Origin of the sequence: Maritimibacter sp. 55A14 (assembly GCF_003122205.1) — a bacterium.
Classification (GTDB): Bacteria; Pseudomonadota; Alphaproteobacteria; order Rhodobacterales; family Rhodobacteraceae; genus QEYE01.
In genome coordinates, this window is the sequence record NZ_QEYE01000007.1 from 77,859 (window position 1) to 99,430 (window position 21,572).

Sequence of the window (21,572 nt, forward strand, 5' to 3'; positions counted from 1 at the left end):
GGAAATCCTGAGCAAGGCCGCTCGCGCACCGCCGATATTCGGCGGGATGTGCAGTGGCCATTTTGCGTTTGCCCGGCTCCTCCGCCGGGCGCAACGAAAGGACAGACGATGAGAAAGCTCCTCCTCGGCCTTGCCGCCTCAACCGCGCTGGCAAGCCCGGCCTTCGCCGAAATGCTCGACCTGGAGAAGGACGAGCTCACCTTCGGCTTCATCAAGCTGACCGACATGGCCCCGCTCGCCGTGGCCTATGAACAGGGGTATTTCCTCGACGAGGGGCTCTTTGTCACGCTGGAGGCGCAGGCCAACTGGAAGGTTCTGCTCGACGGCGTGATCGGCGGGCAACTGGACGGCGCGCATATGCTGGCCGGGCAGCCGCTGGCCGCAACCATCGGTTTCGGCACCGAGGCGCATATCGTCACGCCGTTTTCCATGGACCTGAACGGCAACGGCATCACCGTGTCGAACGAGGTCTGGGAGAAGATGTTGCCGCATATCCCCAGGATGGATGACGGCCGCCCGCAGCACCCGATTTCGGCCGAGGCGCTGGCCCCGGTGGTCGCGGAATACAAGGCCGAGGGCAAACCCTTCAATATGGGGATGGTCTTTCCGGTCTCGACCCATAATTACGAGCTGCGCTACTGGCTGGCCGCCGGCGGTCTGCATCCGGGCTATTACAGCCCCGAGAACGTGACCGGGCAGATCGGCGCCGATGTGTACCTCTCGGTCACTCCGCCGCCGCAGATGCCCGCCACGCTCGAAGCCGGAACCATCCATGGCTATTGCGTGGGCGAGCCGTGGAACCAGCAGGCGGTGTTCAAAGGGATCGGCGTGCCGGTCATCACCGATTACCAGCTTTGGAAGAACAACCCCGAGAAGGTGTTCGGGATCACCGCAGGGTTCGCCGGGGAGTATCCCAACACCACGCTGGCCGTGACCAAGGCGCTGATCCGCGCGGCGATGTGGCTGGACGAGAACGACAACGCCAACCGTCCCGAGGCGGTCGAGATTCTCAGTCGTCCGGAATACGTGGGCGCCGATTACGAGGTGATCGCCAACTCGATGACCGGCTTTTTTGAGTTCGAGAAGGGCGACAAGCGCGACATTCCCGATTTCAACGTCTTCTTCCGCCACAACGCGACCTATCCCTTCTACTCGGACGCTGTCTGGTACCTGACGCAGATGCGGCGCTGGGGCCAGATCGCCGAGCCCAAGCCGGACAGCTGGTATGACGAGGTGGCGCGCTCGGTCTACAAGCCCGAGATCTATCTCGAGGCCGCGCGTCTGCTCGTCGATGAGGGTCTGGCGGATGAAGCCGATTTTCCCTGGAACAGCGACGGCTACAAGGCGCCGACACGGGCCGCCGATATCATCGACGGCATTCCATACGATGGCCGCGCGCCCAACGCCTATCTCGACAGCTTGCCCATTGGCCTGAAAGGCGAACAGACTGTCGTCGGCACCGAGGTCGAAGGCTGACCCTTCCGAAACAGGAGGCCCCGGATCAGGTCCGGGGCGCGTTTCACCAGGATACCGCGCTCCGGGCACCACGGACCCAGGGCCTCTCCCTCAACCCGAGGAAAGCCAGATGACAACCGCCGATCCCGAATTCGCCAATGCCGAGGCCAGGGAGGCGCGCCGCGCGCGGCTCTTTACCCGCATCAACGCCGCCGACAAATGGTTCCAGGTCCTGGGGCTGAGCTGGCTCGCCCCGGTACTCAAGGCCGCCGCCGGCGACAATCCGCGAGCGCAGATGAAGGAGATATGGCGGCTGCTGGCAGTGCCGCTTCTGGCCATCTGCGCCTTTCTTTTGCTCTGGGGCACGCTGGCACCCAGGGTGCAGACATCGCTCGGCGCCGTGCCGGGCCCTGCGCAGGTCTGGGTGGAGGCCGTAAGCCTGCACGGGGACGCGCGTGCCAAGGCCGCCAAACAGGCCAAGTTCGAGGCCATGGTCGATAAGCGGAACCAAAGATACATCGACGCGGGCCAACCCGAAAAGGTCAAAGACGTCGCCTATACCGGTGCGCCCAGCTACTACCAGCAGATCTGGACCTCGATCCGGACCGTGTTCTTCGGCTTTCTGATCGCCACCGCCGTGGCCGTGCCGCTGGGCATCGCGGCGGGCCTGTCGCCTACGGCCAATGCGGCACTGAACCCGCTCATCCAGATATTCAAGCCGGTCTCGCCGCTGGCGTGGCTGCCTATCGTGACGATGATCGTCAGCGCGGTTTACGCCACCAATGACGGGATGTTCTCCAAGTCGTTCCTGATCTCGGCCATCACGGTGACGCTCTGCTCGCTCTGGCCCACGCTCATCAATACCGCGCTTGGCGTGGCCTCGATCGACAAGGATCTGGTCAACGTCTCCAAGGTGCTCAAGATGAACACCTGGACCAAGATCACCAAGCTGGTGCTGCCCTCGGCGCTGCCGCTGATCTTCACCGGGCTGCGCCTGTCGCTCGGCGTGGGCTGGATGGTGCTGATCGCCGCCGAGATGCTGGCGCAGAACCCCGGCCTGGGCAAATTCGTCTGGGACGAGTTCCAGAACGGCTCCTCCTCGAGCCTGGCCAAGATCATGGTGGCGGTCTTCACCATCGGGATCATCGGCTTCCTGCTCGACCGGGTGATGTACGCGCTGCAATCGCTCTTCACCTTCACGAACAACCGGTGAGTGCCATGAGTATTCTCAGGTTCGACAACGTGACCAGATCGTTCGGCGAAGGCACGCACAGGACGGATGTGCTCAAGGGCATTGATCTCGACGTGCAGGAGGGGGAGTTCCTCGTCATCCTCGGATTTTCCGGCACCGGCAAGACGACGCTGGTCAACCTGATGGCGGGACTGGACAACCCCAGCAAAGGCCGCGTCACCTACAAGGGCGCGCCCATCACCGGTCCGGGACCAGAACGCGGGGTGATCTTCCAAAGTTATTCGCTGATGCCCTGGCTGACGGTGAGCGGCAACGTGGCGCTGGCGGTGGATACGGTCTTTCCGCGGCTCAGCAGGGCCGAGAAGGCCGCGAAAGTGGCGCAATACGTGAAGATGGTCGGGCTTTCCCATGCGGCCACGCGCCGGCCCGCCGAGCTATCGGGGGGCATGCGCCAGCGGGTCAACGTGGCGCGCGCGCTGGCCATGAGCCCTGAGATGCTGCTGCTCGATGAGCCGCTCTCGGCACTCGATGCGCTGACGCGCGCCAATCTCGCCGACGAGATCGAGCGTATCTGGGAGGCGGACAAGAAGACCTGCGTGCTGATCACCAACGATGTGGACGAGGCGATCATCCTTGCCGACCGGATCATCGCGCTCAATCCCGACGGCACGCTGGGGCAGGAGTTCAGGGTTGCGATCCCCCGCCCGCGCGACCGCTCGGCCATGAATTCGGACGAGACGTTCAAGCGCCTGCGCGCCGATGTCACCAAGTACCTGATGGATGTGGGGATCGAGGCCCGGGTCGAGGGCACGCGGCAATTGCCGGATGTTACCCCGATCCATGGCGTGCCCACGGCGGTGAAGGATGCGCAGACCGGTCTGATCGACGAGCGGTTCCTCGACTTCTCGCAGCTTCACAAGGTCTATCCCACGCCCAAGGGGCCGCTCACGGTCGTCGAGGATTTCGACCTCAAGATCGACCGGGGCGAGTTCATCTCGCTGATCGGCCATTCCGGCTGCGGCAAGTCCACGGTGCTGACCATGGCCGCCGGGCTCAACGAGATTTCCAAGGGCGCGATCAAGCTCGATGGCCGCCATGTGGAGGGCGCCGATCCGGAGCGCGCGGTGGTGTTCCAGTCGCCCAACCTCTTTCCGTGGCTCTCTGCCAGGGAGAACGTCGCTATCGGGGTCGACAAGGTCTACCCCCGAGCCAGTCAGGCCGAACGTCAGGATGTGGTGGAATACTACCTCGAACGCGTGGGGCTGGCGGATGCGATGGACAAGCCCGCATCGGAGCTGTCGAACGGAATGAAGCAGCGCGTGGGCATCGCGCGGGCCTTCGCGCTCAGCCCCAAGCTGCTCCTGCTCGATGAGCCCTTCGGAATGCTCGACAGCCTCACCCGCTGGGAATTGCAGGAGGTGCTGATGGAGGTCTGGTCGCGCACAAGGGTGACGGCGATCTGCGTCACCCATGACGTGGACGAGGCGATCCTGCTGGCCGACCGGGTGGTGATGATGACCAACGGGCCGCAGGCCACGATCGGCAAGATCACATCGGTGGAACTGCCGCGCCCGCGCACCCGCAAGGCGCTGCTGGGGCATCCCGATTACTACGCCTACCGGCAGGAGGTGCTCGATTTCCTCGAAGAATACGAACACGGCGCAAAGCCCCGGACACCGGCCCCAAGGGCTCTGGCAGCGGAGTGAACCCATGACAGAGAAACTCGTCGTCATCGGCGCCGGAATGGCCTCGGGCCGCGTGATCGAACATCTGATCGAGGCCGATCCGGACGCCTACGACATCACCCTTTTCAACGCCGAGCCGCGCGGCAACTACAACCGCATCATGCTCTCGCCGGTGCTGTCGGGCGACAAGACCTATGCGGATATCGTCACCCATGACGATGCCTGGTACGCCGCGCATGGCGTCACCTGCCGGTTCGGCGAACACGTGGTCCGGATCGACCGAGAGGCGAAGCTGGTCGAAGGCCAGAACGGTCCTGTGCCCTATGACAAGCTGATCATCGCCACCGGCTCCGCCCCCTTCATCATCCCGGTTCCGGGCAAGGACCTGCCGGGCGTGATCACCTATCGCGATCTCGACGACACCAACGCCATGATCGAGGCTGCCGGCAAGGGCGGCAAGGCGGTGGTCATCGGCGGCGGATTGCTGGGGCTGGAGGCCGCCGCTGGCCTGTCCGAGCGCGGCATGGACGTGACCGTGCTGCACCTGATGGGTCACCTGATGGAGCGTCAGCTTGACGAGGCCGCGGGCTACCTGCTCCGCAAGGATCTTGAGGGCCGGGGCATCACCATCAGGACGCAAGCCTCGACCAAGGCGATCCTGGGCGAGGACCGGGCCGAGGCGGTGCTGCTGGAAAGCGGCGAGACACTGGGCGCCGATCTGGTCGTCATGGCTGTGGGCATCCGCCCCGAAACACGGCTCGCCACCGATGCCGGGCTGGAGGTGGCGCGCGGCATCGAGGTGAACGCGCAGATGCAATCGCTGACCGATCCCGACATATATGCAGTCGGGGAATGCGTCGAATTCGACGGGCATCTCTTCGGTCTGGTCGCGCCGCTCTACGATCAGGCCAGGGTTCTGGCGCGGTCCCTCCTGGGCGAGCCGGATGCCTTTGTCGTCCGCGACACCGCCACCAAGCTCAAGGTCACCGGCTGCGACCTCTTCAGCGCCGGTGATTTCGCCGAAGGCGAGGGGCGCGAGGACATCGTGCTGCGCGATCCCGCCCGTGGCATCTACAAACGGCTGGTCATCGAGGATGACCGGCTGGTGGGGGCCGTCATGTATGGCGACACCGCCGACGGCAATTGGTTCTTCGGCCTGATCAAGGACGAGACCGGGATCGAGGAGATGCGCGAGACGCTGATCTTCGGCCCGGCCTTTCAGGGGGAGGGCGCCGCGGACCCTCTCTCAGCCGTTGCAGCATTGCCGCCTGAGGCGGAGATCTGTGGCTGCAACGGCATTTGCAAGGGCACCATCGTTCAGGCCATCGAAGGCGGGGCCGCTGACCTCGGGGCGATCCGCGCACAGACCAAGGCGAGCGCCTCCTGCGGCACCTGCACCGGTCTGGTGGAGCAGCTTCTCCAGGTCACGCTGGGTGACGAATTCCAGATGCCGACGGCGCAGCCCGTCTGCGGCTGCACCGACCTTTGCCATGAGGACGTCCGCCGGCTGATCAAGTCACGGGAACTGAAATCGCAGCCCGCGGTCTGGCAGGAACTGGGCTGGAAGACGCCCAATGGCTGCCATGTCTGCCGCCCGGCGGTGAATTTCTACCTGCTGGCGGACTGGCCGCTTGAGCACCAGGACGACCCGCAATCGCGCTTCGTCAACGAACGCAAGCACGCCAATATCCAAAAGGACGGCACGTTTTCCGTCGTGCCGCGCATGTGGGGCGGGATCACCAACCCGCGCGAGCTGCGGGCCATCGCCGATGCGGCCGAGAAATACGACGTGCCCACCGTCAAGGTCACCGGCGGGCAGCGCATCGACCTCCTGGGCGTCAAGGGCGAAGACTTGCCCGCGATTTGGGCCGATCTGAACCGTGCGGGGCTGGTGTCGGGACATGCCTATTCCAAGGGGCTGCGCACGGTGAAGACCTGCGTCGGCACGGATCACTGCCGCTTCGGCACGCAGGACAGCACCGGGCTGGGGATCAGGCTGGAACAAATCCTGTGGGGATCGTGGACCCCGCACAAGGTCAAGCTGGCGGTCTCGGGCTGCCCGCGCAACTGTGCCGAGGCGACCTGCAAGGATGTCGGTATCGTCTGCGTGGACTCGGGTTATCAGGTGGGCGTCGGCGGCGCGGCGGGCATGGATGTGAAGGAAACCGAGCGGCTGGCGGACGTGGCCACGGAGCAGGAGGCCATCGACGTGACCGTGGCCTTCGTCCAGCTTTATCGCGAGAACGCCAGGTATCTGGACCGGCCCTACAAATGGCTGGCCAAGGTCGGGCTTGACTGGGTGCGGGCGCGCGTTGCGGACCCTGGCGAACGCGCCCGCCTGATCGAGGCGTTCGAGCTGTCGCAATCCATCTATCGCAAGGACCCCTGGGCCGAGCACGCCAAGAAGGCCGATCGCTTCCGGCCGCTCGCCGACCTGACGCTGGAGGCGGCGGAATGAGCTGGATCGACATCGGACATATCGACGAGGTGCCGCTGCACGGAGCGCGGATCGTCAAGACGCGGGCGGGCTGCATCGCGCTTTTCCGCACCGCCGAGGCCGAGGTTTTCGCGGCCGCCGACGCCTGCCCGCACAAGGGCGGGCCGCTCAGCGAGGGGATCGTGCACGGCCAATCCGTGACCTGTCCGCTGCACAACTGGGTGTTCGATCTCAATACGGGCCAGGCGCAGGGCGAGGACGGGCGCATCGCGACCTACCCGCTTAGACTGGAAGAGGGCCGTATCCTCCTCGACGGCGCGGCGCTCGACAAGCGGAGAGCGGCATGACCCGGTGCCGCAGTCATGGGGGCGCTGCCCCCAAACCCCCAGGATACTTGAACAAGTATGATGGAGGAGAACTCTCCACCCCCGCCGCGTGGTGCATCGGGGATGGAGAGCCATCACACTTGGCGGTCATCGGCGTCCCCGCCTGTACCGCAACCACAAGACTGTCGGGGAACAGTGAAGAACCGATTAACATCATACTTGTTCAAGTATTCCGGGGGAGTCGCCCGCAGGGCGACGGGGGCAGCGCCCCCCGGATCCGGCCGTGACCGCGCGCTCGACCTGCCCCTACTGCGGTGTCGGCTGCGGCGTGCTGCTGCGCGCGGACGGGCAGGGCGGACTTGACGTGCAGGGCGATCCCGATCATCCGGCCAATTTCGGGCGGCTCTGTTCCAAGGGCTCGGCCTTGGGCGAAACCGTGGGGCTTGAGCAGCGGCTGTTGGTCCCCCGCGTGAACGGGCGGGAGACGGGCTGGGACGATGCCCTGCAACGCGTTGCCGACCGGTTTGCCGGGACCATCGCGAAAGACGGGCCGGACAGCGTGGCCTTCTACGTCTCCGGCCAGTTGCTGACCGAGGATTACTACGTCGCCAACAAGCTGATGAAAGGGTTCATCGGTTCGGCCAATATCGACACGAATTCGCGGCTCTGCATGGCCTCTTCGGTGGCCGGGCACAAGCGCGCCTTCGGCACCGATACCGTGCCTGGCACCTACGAGGATCTCGACGCGGCCGATCTGGTGGTGCTGGTCGGCTCGAACCTCGCCTGGTGCCACCCGGTGCTCTACCAGCGTCTGCTGGCCGCGCGGAAGGCCCGTGGCACGAGGATCGTCGTCATAGACCCGCGGCGCACCGCTTCCTGCGATGGGGCGGACATGCATCTGGCCCTCGCACCGGGCAGCGACGTGGCGTTGTTCAATCGCCTTTTTGCGGAGATCTGCGAACGGGGCGCGCTGGACGACGCGTATCTTTCGCATTGCAACGGGTTCGATGAAACGCTGGATGCCGCGCGCAATGACGACATGTCGGCGACCGGCCTGAGCGACGCGCAGATCGCGGCGTTCTGTCGGCTCTGGATCGGCACCGAAAGGGTGGTGACGATCTTCAGCCAGGGCGTGAACCAATCGACGTCGGGCTCCGACAAGGTGAACGCCATTCTCAACTGCCATCTGGCAACGGGGCGGATCGGCAAGCCGGGCTGCGGACCCCTGTCCGTCACCGGACAGCCCAACGCGATGGGCGGGCGCGAGGTGGGCGGGCTGGCCAACACGCTGGCCTGTCATCTCGATCTGGAAAATGCCGATCACCGTGCCGCGGTGCGCGATTTCTGGGGGGCGCCTTCGGTGCCGGATGGGCCGGGGCTGAAGGCTGTGGACATGTTCCGCGCCGTGGGCCGCGGGCGGGTCAGGGCGCTCTGGATCATCCATACCAATCCCGCCGTTTCCATGCCCGAGGCGGATGCGGTGCGCGACGCGATCGCGGCCTGTCCCTTCACCGTCGTCAGCGATATCACGGACCGGACCGACACCGCCCGGCTGGCCGATGTGCTGCTGCCCGCCACGGCCTGGGCAGAGAAGGACGGCACCGTCACCAATTCCGACCGCACGATCAGCCGGCAGCGCAAGGTTCTGCCCGCGCCGGGACAGGCACGCCCGGATTGGGAGATCCTGGCGGATGTCGGGCGGCGCATGGGGTTCGGCGCGGTCTTCGATTACGATGGCCCCGCCGCGATCTTCCGTGAACATGCCGCGCTTTCCGGCATCGCAGGCCGGTTTGGGCGGGATTTCGATATCTCGGGTCTGTCGAGATTGACCGACGCCGCCTATGACGCTTTCGAGCCGCGCCGCTGGCCGATTGCCCAAGGGCGCTCGGGCGGCCGGTTCTTTGCCGACGGCGCCTTCTTCCATCCCGATGGCAAGGCGCGCCTGCTGCCGGTCAAATGGAAGCCCCCCGCCGCACGGACGGAACCGCGCTATCCATTCCGGCTCAATACCGGGCGGCTGCGCGACCAGTGGCACACCATGACGCGCACGGCGCTCAGCCCGCGGCTGTCGGCGCATATGGCGGAGCCGTTCCTGGAACTTCATCCCGCCGATGCCGGGCGCCTTGGTATCGCGTCCGCCGATCTGGTGCGCGTGACCAGCGCTGTCGGTGCGGCCATCCTGCGTGCCCGGATCACCGATGCCGTGCGGCCCGGTCAGGTGTTCGCGCCGATGCATTGGACCGGGGAAACCGCACCCTCGGCCCGGATCGACGCCCTGGTGGCGGCGGCCACCGACCCGCTCTCCGGCCAGCCGGAAAGCAAGGCGGGTGTCGTCGCGGTCGCGCGATATGCCGCCGCCTGGTACGGGTTTGCCGTCTCCCGCGACGCGATGACGCCGGGAGCGGATTACTGGGCGCTGGCTCGCACCCGCAGCGGATACCGCGCCGAACTGGCGGGCAGCGCACCGGTTCGGGACTGGGAAGCGGAGGCAAGGCGCCTTTTCGGCAGGCCGAACGCCGAGGTCGCGTCCCTGCTCGATGCAAAGCAGGGCACCGCGCGGATCGTTCTGCATGAGGGGCGCGTGCTGGCGGGGGCGCTTTACGTGTCCTCGCAACCCGTGGCGGTCAAGCGCGACTATCTTGCGACCCTGCCCGGAACCGAGGCGGCGGGCGCGTTTACGGGTCGGCCACCGGCGGACATGCCCAATCCGGGTCCGGTTCTGTGTTCTTGCTTCGGTATCGGGATCAACACCATCGTGCAGGCCGTGGAAGACCAGGGGCTGATGTCCGTGGACGCCATTGGCGCGGCGCTCGGCGCGGGCACGAATTGCGGCTCGTGCCGGCCCGAGATCGCGGAATTGCTGCAAGGCATTCGGACGCGGGAGGCAGCGGAATGACCCTGTCGGGTCGGGGGCCGGTCGAGATTGCCGTGGATCAGATCACGCGAGGTGTCGGGCTCGATTTCCGGGTTTAGTCCTGCGCGGCCCTGGGGTACTGATACGTGACCGTCAACCTTGTGACCGTATTCGTGACCGATCCTCAGGACAGCAAGTCAGACCATATTTCCCGGACGCTCTCGATGGGGATCGTTCGCGGTGAGTTGCAGCCGGGTGAAAAATTGCGGCAGGACCATATTGCCCGGAAGTTCGGGGTCAGCCATGTGACGGTGCGCGAGGCCCTGCTGCGGCTTGCGGCGCACGGGTTGGCCAGAAGCCTGCCGCGCCGGGGGATGTGCGTCTCGCCACTGGACCGGAACACGATAGACGAGTTGCGCGTGATGCGTCAGGCGCTGGAACCTGCCGCGCTCCTGCACTCGGTCCCGAAACTGACCGCCGCCCAGATTGCCGAGGTGCAGGATATCCACGCGCAATGCGAGGCGTCGGCTACGGCCTTCGAATGGGAAGAGACCAATCGCAGGTTTCACATGGCGATCATTGCCGGTTGCGGCATGCCGCGCCTGACCGAGGAAATCCATAATCTGCAGCTTCTCTATGCGCGCCATTTCTTCGCCAGGCATGCGGATCGCTGGAAGCCGCGCTCCGATCCCGATCACGGGGCGATCATCGCCGCCATTCACGATCGGGACGCGGTGCGGGCCGGCACAATCATGCGCCGTCACCTGTCGAGGCAGGCCTAGGCCCGCTTGCGGGCGATGACCAGGACCGGATTGTAGGAGAGCGGGACGCGGCCCGAGGAGGCGCCGAAGGTCCGAACGTATCGCTCGTTGAAATCCTTGAGCGTGTGCCGTGTCCAGATACGCGATGCCGTGGCGTTCACGCCGGTCTGCCGCAGATGTTTCAGAACCTGCGTTGGGTTCTCGAACCACATCCGGCGGTGCTCCTGCCTGACGTCCAGCACGTCGAGCGCGTCCCCGCCGCCTGAGCGGATTGCGCCTGCCATCGCTTCCGGTTGGCACAGTCCGGGGGCCCGTGCGGTTGACCCCAGATCCCGCAATTCGCGGAACTGATCCGTCCCGAACCCGGAGATCGCCAGCCATCCGCCCGGCGCAAGACACCGCGCCGCCTTCTTCATGAACGCCTGCGGGTCATCCAGCCACTGGATCGTCGAGGCGGACGCGATCAGATCGGGCGCATCGGGCCAGGCCACTGTCCGGGCATCCCCCGGAAGGAAGCGGGCCCCCGCGGCGTGCGCGACATCGGCCGCCTCCGGCAGCAGATCGTTGAGGGTGAGCGAGGATATCGTGAAACGCCGCAGCAGTGCCTGGGTCAGGTGCCCGGTGCCGCAGCCGATTTCGAAGGCGCGACCGAAGGTTTCCGGCGCGCCCAGTTCCGACAGCCGCCGCGCCAGGTCGTCGGCAATGCGGGCCTGTTCGCACGCGCGCGCGTGATAGCTGGGGAAACTGCGGCTGAAACTGCGCTGTGCCCGCCGGGCCACGAAACCGTTCATGCAAACCACTCCTGCCAGTGCTGGTCCGGCGCGAAGGGTTGGTGCGATGCCGGAATGCGCCGGATGGCCTCGGCGTGGTCCCGCCACGCGGCCTCTTGCGCGGAGGCCGGAACGATCCGGTCCTGCGCCGAAATCCAGACGCGGTCGAAGCGCGTCTCCGGTGCCGGGCCGCGGTCGGCAATGGCGCGCAGTTCCGCCTGGGCCGCGGCCATGTCGATCGCGGGGACCGGTCCCTTGTGGCCCGCGCGCCGGCAAAACCGCGCAAAGCTTGCCGTGCTCAGCCCGTCGGCGGTCGCCGTCACGATCTCGGGTGCGATCCCCTTGCGCTCATCGGCCGGAAAGAGCGTGCCGTTGACTGCCGCCAGCCGGACCGGCCGGAGCCCGCTGGCCGAAAGCCAGTGCCCGGCCGCGGCCACGCCGAAGGAATAGGCCAGAAGGCGCACGCCGTCGTAGGCGGCCGTCTGCGGCAGCGGGTCGTCGAGCGCGGTGTAATCGTCCACAACAAGCACATCGCCCGCGCCCGCAAGCCCCGCGAAGGGCATCGGCCCGAGACCCCAGCCGGCGAAGACCAGCGTCAGCTCCGCACGCCCCGCCCGTGCCAGCCAGTGATGTCTCATCCCGCCTCCCGGACCAGGGCGACCATGGCGGCGGTGACGCGGCTCAGGTCGTCGGGCGCGATGACATAGGGCGGCATGCAGTAGATGTTGCGCCCGAAGGGCCGCAGCCAGACCCCGGTCTCGGGCGCCCGCCGGTGGGCGACACGCGGGTCGACCCGGTCCCGCATCTCGATCACGCCGATGGCGCCGAGCACCCGCACATCCGCCACCCCCGGCAGGCCGCGCGCCGGGGCGAGTTCATCGCGCAACTGCGCCTCGATAGCTGCCACCCGGCTCTGCCAGCCTTGATCCTCCAGCAACTCCAAGCTGGCGGTCCCGGCCGCGCAGGCCAGCGGGTTGGCCATATAGGTGGGACCGTGCATGAACACGCCTGCGGCGCTCTCCCCGATTTCGCGTGCCACCGCTTCGGTCGCCACCGTCGCGGCAAAGGAGATATGCCCGCCGGTCAGCGCCTTGCCGAGGCAGAGGATGTCCGGGATCACGTCGGCATGGTCGATTGCGAACATCCGCCCGGTGCGGCCGAAGCCGGTGGCGATCTCGTCGAAGATCAGCAGCACGCCATGGGCGTCGCACAGGGCCTTCGCGCCGCGCAGCCAGGCGGGATGATAGAAATACATGCCGCCCGCACCCTGCACGACGGGCTCGAGGATCAGCGCGGCGATCCGATCGCCTTTCTCCGCCAGCAGGCGCTCGAGGGCGGCCAGACCGTTCTGCTGCGGGTCGTCCGGCCAGTCCTCGCCCAGATCCACGGGCGGGCACGGCAGGAAGTGCTGGATCGAGAGCGCCCCGCGAAAGAGACCGTGCATGCCGTTCACCGGGTCGCAGACGCTCATCGCCTTCCATGTGTCGCCGTGATAGCCGCCGCGAATGGTGGCGAACTCGGTCCTGGTGTCGCGGCCGCGGGCCATCTGGGCCTGCACCGCCATCTTCAGCGCCACCTCGACCGCCACCGATCCGCTGTCGCAATAGAAGATCCGGTCGAGCCCGCGCGGTAGCATGCCAACTAGTTTACGGCCCAGTTCGATGGCCGGGCCATGGGTCAGGCCGCCGAACATCACATGAGGCATCCGGTCCAGCTGCCGCTGCATTTCCGAAACGATCCGGGGGTGACGATGGCCGTGAATGGCGCACCACCAGGACGACATGGCGTCGATCATGCGGGTGCCGTCCTCCCGCGTCAGCCAGACCCCTTCGGCCCCCGTGATCAGATGCATCGGGCCGGGGTCGGCGACATTCGTGTAAGGATGCCAGAGGTGGCGGGCGTCGAACTTCAGCGGGGTCATAGCGCGCCCCGTATCGCAGTTTGTATGGTGCCTGTGTCGATGGCGTCGAAGGCGCGGGCCAGGGTGGCGGGTGTCAGCTCGGCCAGCGGGTCCAGACGCCCCAGATGCGGCACCGAAAACATCTCGGCGATGGTCTCTTCCACTTCCGGTTCGGGCGGTCCGTTGAAGGCGACCCCGGCCACCGGGCAGCCCGCATTGCGCAGCGCCATGAGCGACAACGCGGTGTGGTTGATCGTGCCCAGCCGCGTGCGGGCGACCAGGATGACTGGGGTCTGCCAGCGGGCGAAGAGGTCGAGATAGACCGCCTTGCGCGTGAGCGGCACCATCACGCCGCCCGCCCCTTCCACCACAAGCGGGCCGTCGACCTGCGGCAGCGCCAGCCGATCGAGGTCGATCCGCACGCCCATCTCCTCGGCCGCCAGATGCGGCGAGGCCGGGCGCCGCAGCCGGTAGGCTTCGGGCAGCACCGGACGGCCCGACAATGCGGCGACGGTCTCGCTGTCCGTCGCCTCGTCCAGCCCGGCCTGAACCGGCTTCCAGTAAGTCGCCAGAAGCGCGGCGGTCAGGCCGGCGGCAAAGACCGTCTTGCCGACGCCGGTATCGGTTCCGGTGACGACGAGCGGTCTCATACGGCCTCCGCCCGCTGCGCGGCGATAGTGGCGAAGAGCGCGGTGATATCGGCGGCGCCGACATTTCCGGTGATGGAGACCCGAAGCCGCGAGGTGCCGCGCGGTACCGTTGGCGGGCGGATGCCGCGGACGTCGAAACCCCGTTCCTGCAAATCGCGCGCGCGGGCCATGGTGGCGTCGTCGGCGCCGATGATGACGGGGATGATCGGACTTTGCAGACCCTCCAGCCCGCACGAGTTCCGCGCCTCTGCATGGGCATGGGCCATGCGCCTGTGCGCATCGCGCAGCAGTTCCGGGAGTTCCTGCAACGCACGCAGCGCGGCGCGCAGCACGGCGGCGGTCAGGGGCGACGGGGCGGTGGCGAAGATGAACGGGCGCGCGCGGGCGATCAGCATGTCGATCATCGCCCGCGGCCCGCAGATCAGCCCGCCCGACACCCCGAGCCCCTTGCCGCAGGTGTGCAGTGTCAGAAGCTCCGCCTTCAGCCCATGCGCCAGTCCCCGGCCCTCGGGGCCGAACACGCCGGTGGCATGGGCTTCGTCCACCACGAGCACGGCCTCCGCCTCATGCGCCAGTTGAGCCAGGTCGTCGAGGGGGGCGAGATCGCCCTCCATCGAATAGACGCTTTCCACGGCGATCCAGACCTGCCCGCGCCCGCCAGCCTTTCGCCAGTCGGCGAGCACCTGCTTCGCCCCGTCGACATCATTGTGCCGAAAGGCGCGCGCCGCGGCCCGGCCCAGCCGCATGCCCTCGATGGCGCTGGCATGCACCAGCGCGTCATGCAGGATCAGGTCACCGGCGGCGGGCAGGGTGGCGAAGATCGCCTGATTGGCCTGGAATCCGCCGCCCATGAACAGCGCCGCCTCGGCACCGAAGAACCCGGCGGCCTCGGCTTCCAGGGCTTCATGCTCGGGATGGTTTCCCCTGAGCAGGCGCGACCCGCCCGCGCCGGGCGGCACGCCCTGTGCCAAAGCCTCGCGCGCGGCCTCGGTCAGCAGGGCCGAGCCGGCCAGCCCCAGGTAATCGTTGGAGGCGAAATCCAGCCCCGCGCGCGGTTCCAGCCGGCGCAGGCGATGGCGCTGCGCCAAGGCGTCGAGCGCCGCCTCGAACCGGGCGGCAGCGGTCATTCGGCGGCGTCCGCCTTGATCTGGACCTCCGCTTTCATCGGCGTGATCCCCAGCCTGGAAAGAAGCGCCATGTCGCTGTTTTCCTCCGGGTTCGCGGCGGTCAGCAGTGTCTCGCCCACGAAGATCGAATTCGCCCCGGCAAAGAAGCACAGCGCCTGCATTTCGTCGCTCATGTCGCTTCGCCCGGCCGACAGGCGGACATGCGCGCGCGGCATCATGATCCGGGCCACGGCGATGATGCGCACGAAGTCTATGGGATCGACCGGCTCGGCCTCGGCCAGCGGTGTGCCTGGTTGTGGCATCAGCATATTGATCGGCACCGAGTCGGGCGGCGCCGGCAGGTTGGCGAGCGACACCAGCATGTCGAGCCGGTCCGCAGTCTCCTCGCCCATCCCCAGGATGCCGCCGGAGCAGACCTTGATGCCCGCTTCCTGCACCCGGTTCAGCGTGTCGATCCGGTCTGCGAAGGTTCGGGTGGTGATGACTTCCGGGTAGAAGCGCTCGGATGTGTCGAGATTGTGATTATAGTAATCGAGCCCGGCCTCGCGCAGTTGCACCACCTGCGTGTCGTCCAGCATGCCCAGCGTCATGCAGGTTTCCATCCCCAGCGCCTTGACCCCCTCGACCATGGCCACGAGCGCGTCCATGTCACGGGATTTCGGTTCGCGCCAGGCCGCCCCCATGCAGAACCTCGTGGCCCCGGACTCGCGCGCCGCGCGGGCTTGGGCGAGGACGCGCTCGACCTCGATCAGCTTCGAGGCGGGCAGTTGCGCGCCGATTGCGAGCAATAGGCGCAGTCCTCGGCGCAGCCGCCGGTCTTGATCGACAGCAGGCGCGACATCTGGACCTTGTTTGGGTCGAAATGCGCGCGATGGACCGTCTGCGCCTGGTAAAGCAGGTCCATCAGCGGCTGGTCATAGAGCGCCGTCGCGCCCTCGTGGGTCCAGGTCGTACATATGTCTCGCATTTTATCGATAATATTTCCATATGAGCCGCGCCTCGTGATTTCTTATCGATTAAATGAAAAACTTCAACACTTCATTAGGCGGCAATTTAATCAACGCCACCGACACTGCCTTCGCCCGCGTGGACCGGTCGGCGCGACGCCGGTACGGCGCAAGGGTGCTCTGGCAGCTATTCGCGCAGATGTTCGTCAAAGGCGGTTCCGACCCTAGACGTTATCGCCTTCTGCATGTTTTCATGGGACCGGCAGCCGCAGGAGGCTTGTATCGACATGCGGCGCTGCCGGCGATCCGCTGCCGGGTGGACGATCTGGAAACAGGGGCGCCCTGAATACATGGAACATCGGTTCGTTTTCCTGCTTCCCGCCGCTGTCGCAATTGCCCTCACGGTCATGCCGGCTTTCGCCTCGTGCATCACGCCGGACAGTGAAGCCCCGTCCGATCGGGACTGGAACCAGCTCAGGGAGGAAATCGCCGGCTTCGCTCCGCTCGAAGAACCGGGCCTCAGGGTCGGTGCGCAGCGCGTTTTTCGGCTCAGGCCGGAGGGAGATGCCAGTACGCGGGATGCGCTTCTTGCCCGCCTTTCGGACATGGCACCTCGCATCGAGGAGCTTCAACGCTCCATGGTCATCGAGCCCCGCCGTGCGGTTGTGCTTGTGGAAAGCCACACCGATGGTTTCGACGAATCCATGGCCTTCACCTATTGCGCTGAAAACGGCGAATCCCACTGGTTGGAAGAGAACATCGACGGCTTGGACGCATTGCCTGCGGGAACCTGCCTTATTGTCATGTTCCCCGACCGCATCGGCGGATCACGGTTGTATGACTTCGACCTCGCGCACGAGTGGATGCACACGATGCAGAGGGACGCCTTCGGCGAGGCGTATGGGGACGAGGCCTGGTGGCGCGAAGGATCGGCGGACTGGTTCGCCCACAAGGTTGTACCGGCCGCAACCGAGCGCGACCATGTGATCGAACGTTTCTTCACGCAGCAGCAGAGCTGCGAATTGCCCGACCACAGCTACGATGCCCAGGTGTTCTTCTTCTGGGGCGAACCTCTCTTCGGTCTCCCCTGGGTTTTTGAACTTGGCTTTGCAAGCGGAGATTATCTTCGGCAGGCGGAACAGGCTGCCGAGCTCCTGCCGCCCGGACGCTGGCTCGATTGGGCCGTGGCTCAGGCGGAGGAGGCGATCACGATGCCGGACGGGCGGCCGCTCCCGGAGCAGGTGCACAAGCCGGCCATCGACCTTGGGCGCGAGTGCCGGGCGACGATCACCGGTCCCGCGCTTTCGGTTCAGGTCAGGGAAGTGTCACTGCCACCGGAGATGGGCGGGACATTGCAGATCGAGGCCGGCGAAGCGCAAGTGGCTCTTCGGGGCGTCGATGGCGACTGGAGCCGGGCGACGGGCAGTACCGGGATCGCACCACCTCCTTCGCCGTTCACGCTTGCCGCGATCTCTCCGTCAGGGGCAGACTTGTCAGTCGATCTGTCAGCCGGGACCGCGACGCCCAGTGGTTGCAAGTGCTTTGTCGGGCGCTGGATCGAACGTCCAACCGCCGGTCCCGAGGATCAGCTCGATGGCGCACGTGAAGCGCTGGACATGCTTGGCGGGATGGGCATCGGCGAGGAGCAGACCCGTGACGCCGCCGATTTCCTGGCCGGGGCCGTGCTCCGCGACAGTTTCCGCTTTCGGAATGAATTTGCAGAACTGGCCGCCGAGGTCCGCTACGATCAGAGTGGGCCGGTCCTGACAATCGGACCAGACGGAAGCTTCCAAATTGACGACCCGCATATCATCTCCCGCGAGGACGTCAGAATTGATTACCGGGTGTACAGGCATTCCGGCGCTTGGCACGACGAGAATGGCCGTTTGGAACTCGACATCGCGACATTCACCTTCGACGGCATTGTGGAGGGCCCCAACTCGGATGGCCCGCAGCCCATTACCGATGAGGTGACCTCCGCTTCGGCATCGGCTTTCACTGGCGGCGGCGGAAACTGGCGCGCGGCATGCCACGGCAACCGCCTGACCCTGATGCCGTGGGAACCTCCGGGCCATACCCCGGCGGGAACGGCGGTGGAATTAGTAAAACACTGACTTGGTTTGATAATTTAAACTGGATGGATCATGAAACTTGTAATCAATCTGATAGTAATCGTGTGTGCCACCGTGTTGAGCGGCGGCGCCCTGGCCCAGGATGTTGAAGGCGCGTCCGATCACCCCGCCTTCGGCCGGTTCGAGGGCACCCAGATCACGCTGTTCGAGAAACTCGACTACGATTCACAGCGAATTCTCATTCGGACCGATCCGGAGGAATACTCGAATGCGGAGGGTGCTGTGACACGCGTGGTCTACAGCGTGCCTGACGGGGCGTCGATTCTGCAGATCGCCCGGAGCTACGAGGAAAAGCTCACCGATGAAGGGTTCGACGTGCTTGTCAGTTGCATCGACCGCGAGTGCGGTCGCGGCAACCTGACGCGCCTGCGGGAAACGGTGTGGCGCAAACTGCTCAACAACAAGATGGGAATTCTCACCGTGGCGCGCGAAGACGGCGGTTCGGCCCTGCAGGCCCAGATCACCATCGCACCACGCTGGATCAATGTGAACATCGTGGAAAGTGCGGCTTTCGAGAACAGGATGCTCGATGCGGCGGCAATGGCAGAGAGTATCTCGGAAACCGGTCGCGTCGCGCTTGACAACATCTATTTCGACTTCAACGAAGCAACGCTCACTTCTGAGTCCGCCGACGCACTCACTGAAATGGCCCGGCTGCTTTCGGATAATCCCGATGTCGATGTCTACATTGTCGGCCATACCGATAATACGGGCGGTTACGAATTCAATATTGATCTCTCGCGCCGTCGTGCGCAGGCGGTTGTCGACGCGCTGGTCGGGCAACATGGTGTGAATTCGGACCGGATCGTGCCTGCCGGAGTCGGGCCGCTTGCCCCGGTTGCGTCGAACCTGACAAGCGACGGACAAGCGCAGAACCGCCGCGTGGAACTTGTCCAGAGGTGACCCGAATCCCTCGTCGTGCCCTGTCGCGCGTTGTCCGGAACGTGCTAAGGCACGGAAATCCGCCGTATGCCTGACGTTACGCCGATATGCCGTACAGAATGCCCGGCGAGCGATGTCTCGCCAGCCTGTGGCAATGCCCGATCAACCGTTGCGCCTGTTCCGGCCGATTGAAGCGGTGCGGGCGCTTTCCGGCTGGGACATGACGGCTGTGCTCCCTGTCTTCAAGCCACATATGAGCCGCCGATGGCAGCGCCTGGAGCGGTCTCGCCAATGACGGTTGCCCTCGGGGAAGCAGCCGTCTATTTTTCATCACTTCGGCCCCTGAGCGATTTCTCGTTTCCATGCAAATGATTGGGCCGCAGACCGGGAGTATGGAGCCCCGACATGCTCGACCAGACCGCCATCGCCGAGACGCTCGGCGCGCATTACGACCTTGCCCCGTCGCTCGAGGTGGCGGATCGGCTCGGCGATATTTATACACGTATGCGCCGTGTGATGCCGCCCGGCGACTGGGCCGTTCACGCGCCCTATGTCGAGGCGATCAACCGCCTGAAGAAAGAGCGCAACGCGGTGATCCTCGCGCATAACTACATGACGCCCGACATCTATCACGGCATTGCCGACGTGGTCGGCGACAGCCTGCAACTCGCCATCGAGGCGACGAAGGTCGAGGCGGATGTGATCGTGCAATGCGGCGTGCATTTCATGGCCGAGACCTCGAAGATCCTGAACCCGTCGAAGACGGTCCTGATCCCGGACATGGAGGCCGGCTGTTCGCTGGCCGAGGGCATCACGCCGGAGGGCATTGCCGAGATGCGCCGCCGATATCCCGGCGCGCCGGTGGTCACCTATGTAAACACCTCGGCCGAAGTGAAGGCGGCCTCGGACATCTGTTGCACCTCGTCGAACGCCGCGCAGATCGTCGCGGGGCTGGAGGCCGACACGGTCATCATGGCCCCGGACAAGTACCTCGCGCAGAACGTGGCGATGCAGGTGCCGGACAAGCAGGTGGTCTGGTATGACGGCTCCTGTATCGTGCATGAGCGCTTCACCGCGCAGGAATTGCGCGAGTTCCGCGGCTGGCAGCCGGACACCCGCATCATCGCCCATCCCGAATGCCCGCCCGACGTGGTGGCCGAGGCGGATTTCTCGGGCTCGACCGCCGGGATCATCGACTACGTGACGCGCGAACAGCCGGAAAAGGCGCTGCTGGTCACTGAATGCTCGATGGCATCGAACATCTCGGATGCGCTGCCGGGGATCGAATTCGTCGGGCCCTGCAACATGTGCCCCCACATGAAGAAGATCACGCTCGAAAAGGTTCTCTGGTCGCTGCACAGCATGGAGGGCGCGGTGGAAGTCGATGCACAGGTGGCCGAGGGCGCCCGGCAGGCGGTGCAGCGGATGATCGACCTGTCGCGCCGCCTGCGCGCCTGACACCATGCAGAGCATCGCCACCGGCCGGGTGGTCATTCTTGGCGGCGCCCCTGATTGCCGTCCCGGAACGCGCAGGCGCATGACGCTGGACGAGGCTCTCGCGCTCCGTGCCCGGCTTGAGAAGGAATTCGCCTGATGACCTTGCCTCCGTTGCCGGACATGATCCTCGACCCGCTGGTGCGAAACGCGCTGATGGAGGATCTGGGCGCCTGTGGCGATCTCACCACCCGCACCGTGATCCCCGAAGGCACGCAATACACCGCCCGAATTCGCGCCCGCGAGCCGGGGGTGGTGTCGGGAATGCAGATCGCCCGCATCGCCTTTCACATGGTCGATCCGACGCTCGAACTGCGGGTCCTGAAAGCCGACGGCGCACAGGTCGTGGCGGGCGATGTGCTGATGGAGATCGCAGGCGCCGCGAGCGCGATCCTCTCGGCCGAGCGCGTGGCGCTCAACTTCGCCGGGCGGCTTTCGGGCATCGCGACCCTGACCGCCGCCTTTGTTGCCGAGACGGCGGGCACCGGGGCGCGGATCACCTGCACCCGCAAGACGACGCCGGGTCTGCGGATCGTCGAGAAACAGGCGGTGCTGCATGGCGGCGGCTTCAACCACCGCCATTCGCTTTCGGACGCCATCCTCGTGAAGGACAACCACATCGCCGCCGCAGGGGGCATCCGGCCGGTGCTGCGGGCGATCGGGGAACGGGCCTCGCACATGGTCCGGGTCGAGATCGAGGTCGACACGCTGGCGCAGCTCGAGGAAGTGCTGGCGGAGGGCGTCGCCGATGTCGTGCTGCTCGACAACATGGACACGCCGACCCTGCGCGAGGCGGTGCGGCTGACCGGGGGAGCGCTCTGCCTCGAGGCTTCGGGCAACATGCGGCTCGACCGCATCGCGGAGGTGGCGGCGACGGGCGTCGACTATATCTCGGCCGGGGCGCTGACCCATTCGGCCCGAACCCTCGATCTCGGGCTGGATTTCTGAGCCTTGAGCCGC

At 65.9% G+C, this 21,572-nt stretch carries 17 protein-coding genes and 1 pseudogene; 12 read left to right on the plus strand and 6 right to left on the minus strand.

Annotated elements, in window-relative coordinates:
- The first annotated feature begins 108 nt into the window (after positions 1-108).
- The 7 genes from DDZ14_RS07625 to DDZ14_RS07655 all read left to right on the plus strand — a co-directional run bounded on the left by DDZ14_RS07625 (position 109) and on the right by DDZ14_RS07655 (position 10,731).
- Complete coding sequence (locus DDZ14_RS07625) at positions 109-1,476, plus strand: CmpA/NrtA family ABC transporter substrate-binding protein (protein ID WP_109424365.1); 1,368 nt, start codon at positions 109-111, stop codon at positions 1,474-1,476.
- A 109-nt stretch (positions 1,477-1,585) separates the two neighbouring features.
- Positions 1,586-2,668, plus strand: coding sequence for an ABC transporter permease (locus DDZ14_RS07630; protein WP_109424366.1), 1,083 nt, complete (start codon positions 1,586-1,588; stop codon positions 2,666-2,668).
- A gap of 5 nt (positions 2,669-2,673) precedes the next feature.
- Complete coding sequence (locus DDZ14_RS07635; protein ID WP_109424367.1) at positions 2,674-4,353, plus strand: ABC transporter ATP-binding protein; 1,680 nt, start codon at positions 2,674-2,676, stop codon at positions 4,351-4,353.
- A gap of 4 nt (positions 4,354-4,357) precedes the next feature.
- On the plus strand, positions 4,358-6,790 hold the full coding sequence (gene nirB / locus DDZ14_RS07640; protein ID WP_109424368.1) for a nitrite reductase large subunit NirB: 2,433 nt from the start codon (positions 4,358-4,360) through the stop codon (positions 6,788-6,790).
- On the plus strand, positions 6,787-7,116 hold the full coding sequence (gene nirD / locus DDZ14_RS07645) for a nitrite reductase small subunit NirD (RefSeq protein WP_109424369.1): 330 nt from the start codon (positions 6,787-6,789) through the stop codon (positions 7,114-7,116). Before nirB ends, nirD begins: the two co-directional genes overlap by 4 nt.
- Before the next feature lie 262 nt (positions 7,117-7,378).
- On the plus strand, positions 7,379-9,991 hold the full coding sequence (locus DDZ14_RS07650; protein WP_109424370.1) for a nitrate reductase: 2,613 nt from the start codon (positions 7,379-7,381) through the stop codon (positions 9,989-9,991).
- Between the two features lie 104 nt (positions 9,992-10,095).
- Complete coding sequence (locus DDZ14_RS07655) at positions 10,096-10,731, plus strand: GntR family transcriptional regulator (protein WP_233252519.1); 636 nt, start codon at positions 10,096-10,098, stop codon at positions 10,729-10,731.
- Here the strand turns inward: DDZ14_RS07655 and DDZ14_RS07660 are convergent.
- The 6 genes and pseudogenes from DDZ14_RS07660 to bioB form a co-directional block, all read right to left on the minus strand.
- Entirely contained in the window at positions 10,728-11,501 is a 774-nt protein-coding gene (locus DDZ14_RS07660; protein WP_109424371.1) for a methyltransferase domain-containing protein, read from the minus strand. The genes DDZ14_RS07655 and DDZ14_RS07660 overlap by 4 nt on opposite strands.
- Entirely contained in the window at positions 11,498-12,118 is a 621-nt protein-coding gene (locus DDZ14_RS07665) for a pimeloyl-ACP methyl esterase BioG family protein (RefSeq protein ID WP_109424372.1), read from the minus strand. Before DDZ14_RS07665 ends, DDZ14_RS07660 begins: the two co-directional genes overlap by 4 nt.
- Entirely contained in the window at positions 12,115-13,401 is a 1,287-nt protein-coding gene (bioA, locus tag DDZ14_RS07670; protein WP_109424373.1) for an adenosylmethionine--8-amino-7-oxononanoate transaminase, read from the minus strand. The genes DDZ14_RS07665 and bioA overlap by 4 nt, the downstream gene beginning before the upstream one ends.
- Positions 13,398-14,030: a dethiobiotin synthase gene (gene bioD, locus DDZ14_RS07675; RefSeq protein WP_109424374.1), complete on the minus strand. Its 633-nt coding sequence runs from the start codon at positions 14,028-14,030 to the stop codon at positions 13,398-13,400. Before bioD ends, bioA begins: the two co-directional genes overlap by 4 nt.
- A complete protein-coding gene (locus DDZ14_RS07680; protein WP_109424375.1) occupies positions 14,027-15,157 on the minus strand; it encodes an 8-amino-7-oxononanoate synthase in 1,131 nt (376 codons plus the stop codon). The genes bioD and DDZ14_RS07680 overlap by 4 nt, the downstream gene beginning before the upstream one ends.
- Positions 15,154-16,124 (minus strand): annotated as a pseudogene (gene bioB, locus DDZ14_RS07685) (biotin synthase BioB). Before bioB ends, DDZ14_RS07680 begins: the two are co-directional and overlap by 4 nt.
- 53 nt (positions 16,125-16,177) lie before the next feature.
- Between bioB and DDZ14_RS19360 the strand changes: the two are divergent.
- From DDZ14_RS19360 to nadC, 5 genes are all read left to right on the plus strand, one after another.
- Positions 16,178-16,450 (plus strand): hypothetical protein, encoded by a 273-nt coding sequence (locus tag DDZ14_RS19360; protein ID WP_146193108.1) that lies wholly within the window; start codon positions 16,178-16,180, stop codon positions 16,448-16,450.
- Positions 16,451-16,454: 4 nt separating this feature from the next.
- Positions 16,455-18,218: a hypothetical protein gene (locus DDZ14_RS07690; RefSeq protein ID WP_146193109.1), complete on the plus strand. Its 1,764-nt coding sequence runs from the start codon at positions 16,455-16,457 to the stop codon at positions 18,216-18,218.
- 30 nt (positions 18,219-18,248) lie between these two features.
- The gene (locus DDZ14_RS07695; protein WP_109424377.1) at positions 18,249-19,139 is read left to right on the plus strand and encodes an OmpA family protein; all 891 of its coding nucleotides are present in this window, start codon (positions 18,249-18,251) and stop codon (positions 19,137-19,139) included.
- 384 nt (positions 19,140-19,523) lie between these two features.
- Positions 19,524-20,576 carry a quinolinate synthase NadA gene (gene nadA / locus DDZ14_RS07700; RefSeq protein ID WP_109424378.1) on the plus strand — a complete coding sequence of 351 codons (1,053 nt, stop codon included), beginning with the start codon at positions 19,524-19,526 and terminating at the stop codon, positions 20,574-20,576.
- A 135-nt stretch (positions 20,577-20,711) separates the two neighbouring features.
- Positions 20,712-21,560 carry a carboxylating nicotinate-nucleotide diphosphorylase gene (gene nadC, locus DDZ14_RS07705; protein ID WP_109424379.1) on the plus strand — a complete coding sequence of 283 codons (849 nt, stop codon included), beginning with the start codon at positions 20,712-20,714 and terminating at the stop codon, positions 21,558-21,560.
- The last annotated feature ends 12 nt before the right edge of the window (positions 21,561-21,572 follow it).

Excerpts from the sequence above, each read along its gene's own strand:
- DDZ14_RS07625 (WP_109424365.1), top strand. The coding sequence starts at position 109 with ATGAGAAAGCTCCTCCTCGGCCTTGCCGCCTCAACCGCGCTGGCAAGC.
- DDZ14_RS07630 (WP_109424366.1), top strand. The coding sequence starts at position 1,586 with ATGACAACCGCCGATCCCGAATTCGCCAATGCCGAGGCCAGGGAGGCG.
- DDZ14_RS07635 (WP_109424367.1), top strand. The coding sequence starts at position 2,674 with ATGAGTATTCTCAGGTTCGACAACGTGACCAGATCGTTCGGCGAAGGC.
- nirB (WP_109424368.1), top strand. The coding sequence starts at position 4,358 with ATGACAGAGAAACTCGTCGTCATCGGCGCCGGAATGGCCTCGGGCCGC.
- nirD (WP_109424369.1), top strand. The coding sequence starts at position 6,787 with ATGAGCTGGATCGACATCGGACATATCGACGAGGTGCCGCTGCACGGA.
- DDZ14_RS07660 (WP_109424371.1), bottom strand. The coding sequence starts at position 11,501 with ATGAACGGTTTCGTGGCCCGGCGGGCACAGCGCAGTTTCAGCCGCAGT.
- DDZ14_RS07665 (WP_109424372.1), bottom strand. The coding sequence starts at position 12,118 with ATGAGACATCACTGGCTGGCACGGGCGGGGCGTGCGGAGCTGACGCTG.
- bioA (WP_109424373.1), bottom strand. The coding sequence starts at position 13,401 with ATGACCCCGCTGAAGTTCGACGCCCGCCACCTCTGGCATCCTTACACG.
- bioD (WP_109424374.1), bottom strand. The coding sequence starts at position 14,030 with ATGAGACCGCTCGTCGTCACCGGAACCGATACCGGCGTCGGCAAGACG.
- DDZ14_RS07680 (WP_109424375.1), bottom strand. The coding sequence starts at position 15,157 with ATGACCGCTGCCGCCCGGTTCGAGGCGGCGCTCGACGCCTTGGCGCAG.
- DDZ14_RS19360 (WP_146193108.1), top strand. The coding sequence starts at position 16,178 with ATGAAAAACTTCAACACTTCATTAGGCGGCAATTTAATCAACGCCACC.
- DDZ14_RS07690 (WP_146193109.1), top strand. The coding sequence starts at position 16,455 with ATGGAACATCGGTTCGTTTTCCTGCTTCCCGCCGCTGTCGCAATTGCC.
- DDZ14_RS07695 (WP_109424377.1), top strand. The coding sequence starts at position 18,249 with ATGAAACTTGTAATCAATCTGATAGTAATCGTGTGTGCCACCGTGTTG.
- nadA (WP_109424378.1), top strand. The coding sequence starts at position 19,524 with ATGCTCGACCAGACCGCCATCGCCGAGACGCTCGGCGCGCATTACGAC.
- nadC (WP_109424379.1), top strand. The coding sequence starts at position 20,712 with ATGACCTTGCCTCCGTTGCCGGACATGATCCTCGACCCGCTGGTGCGA.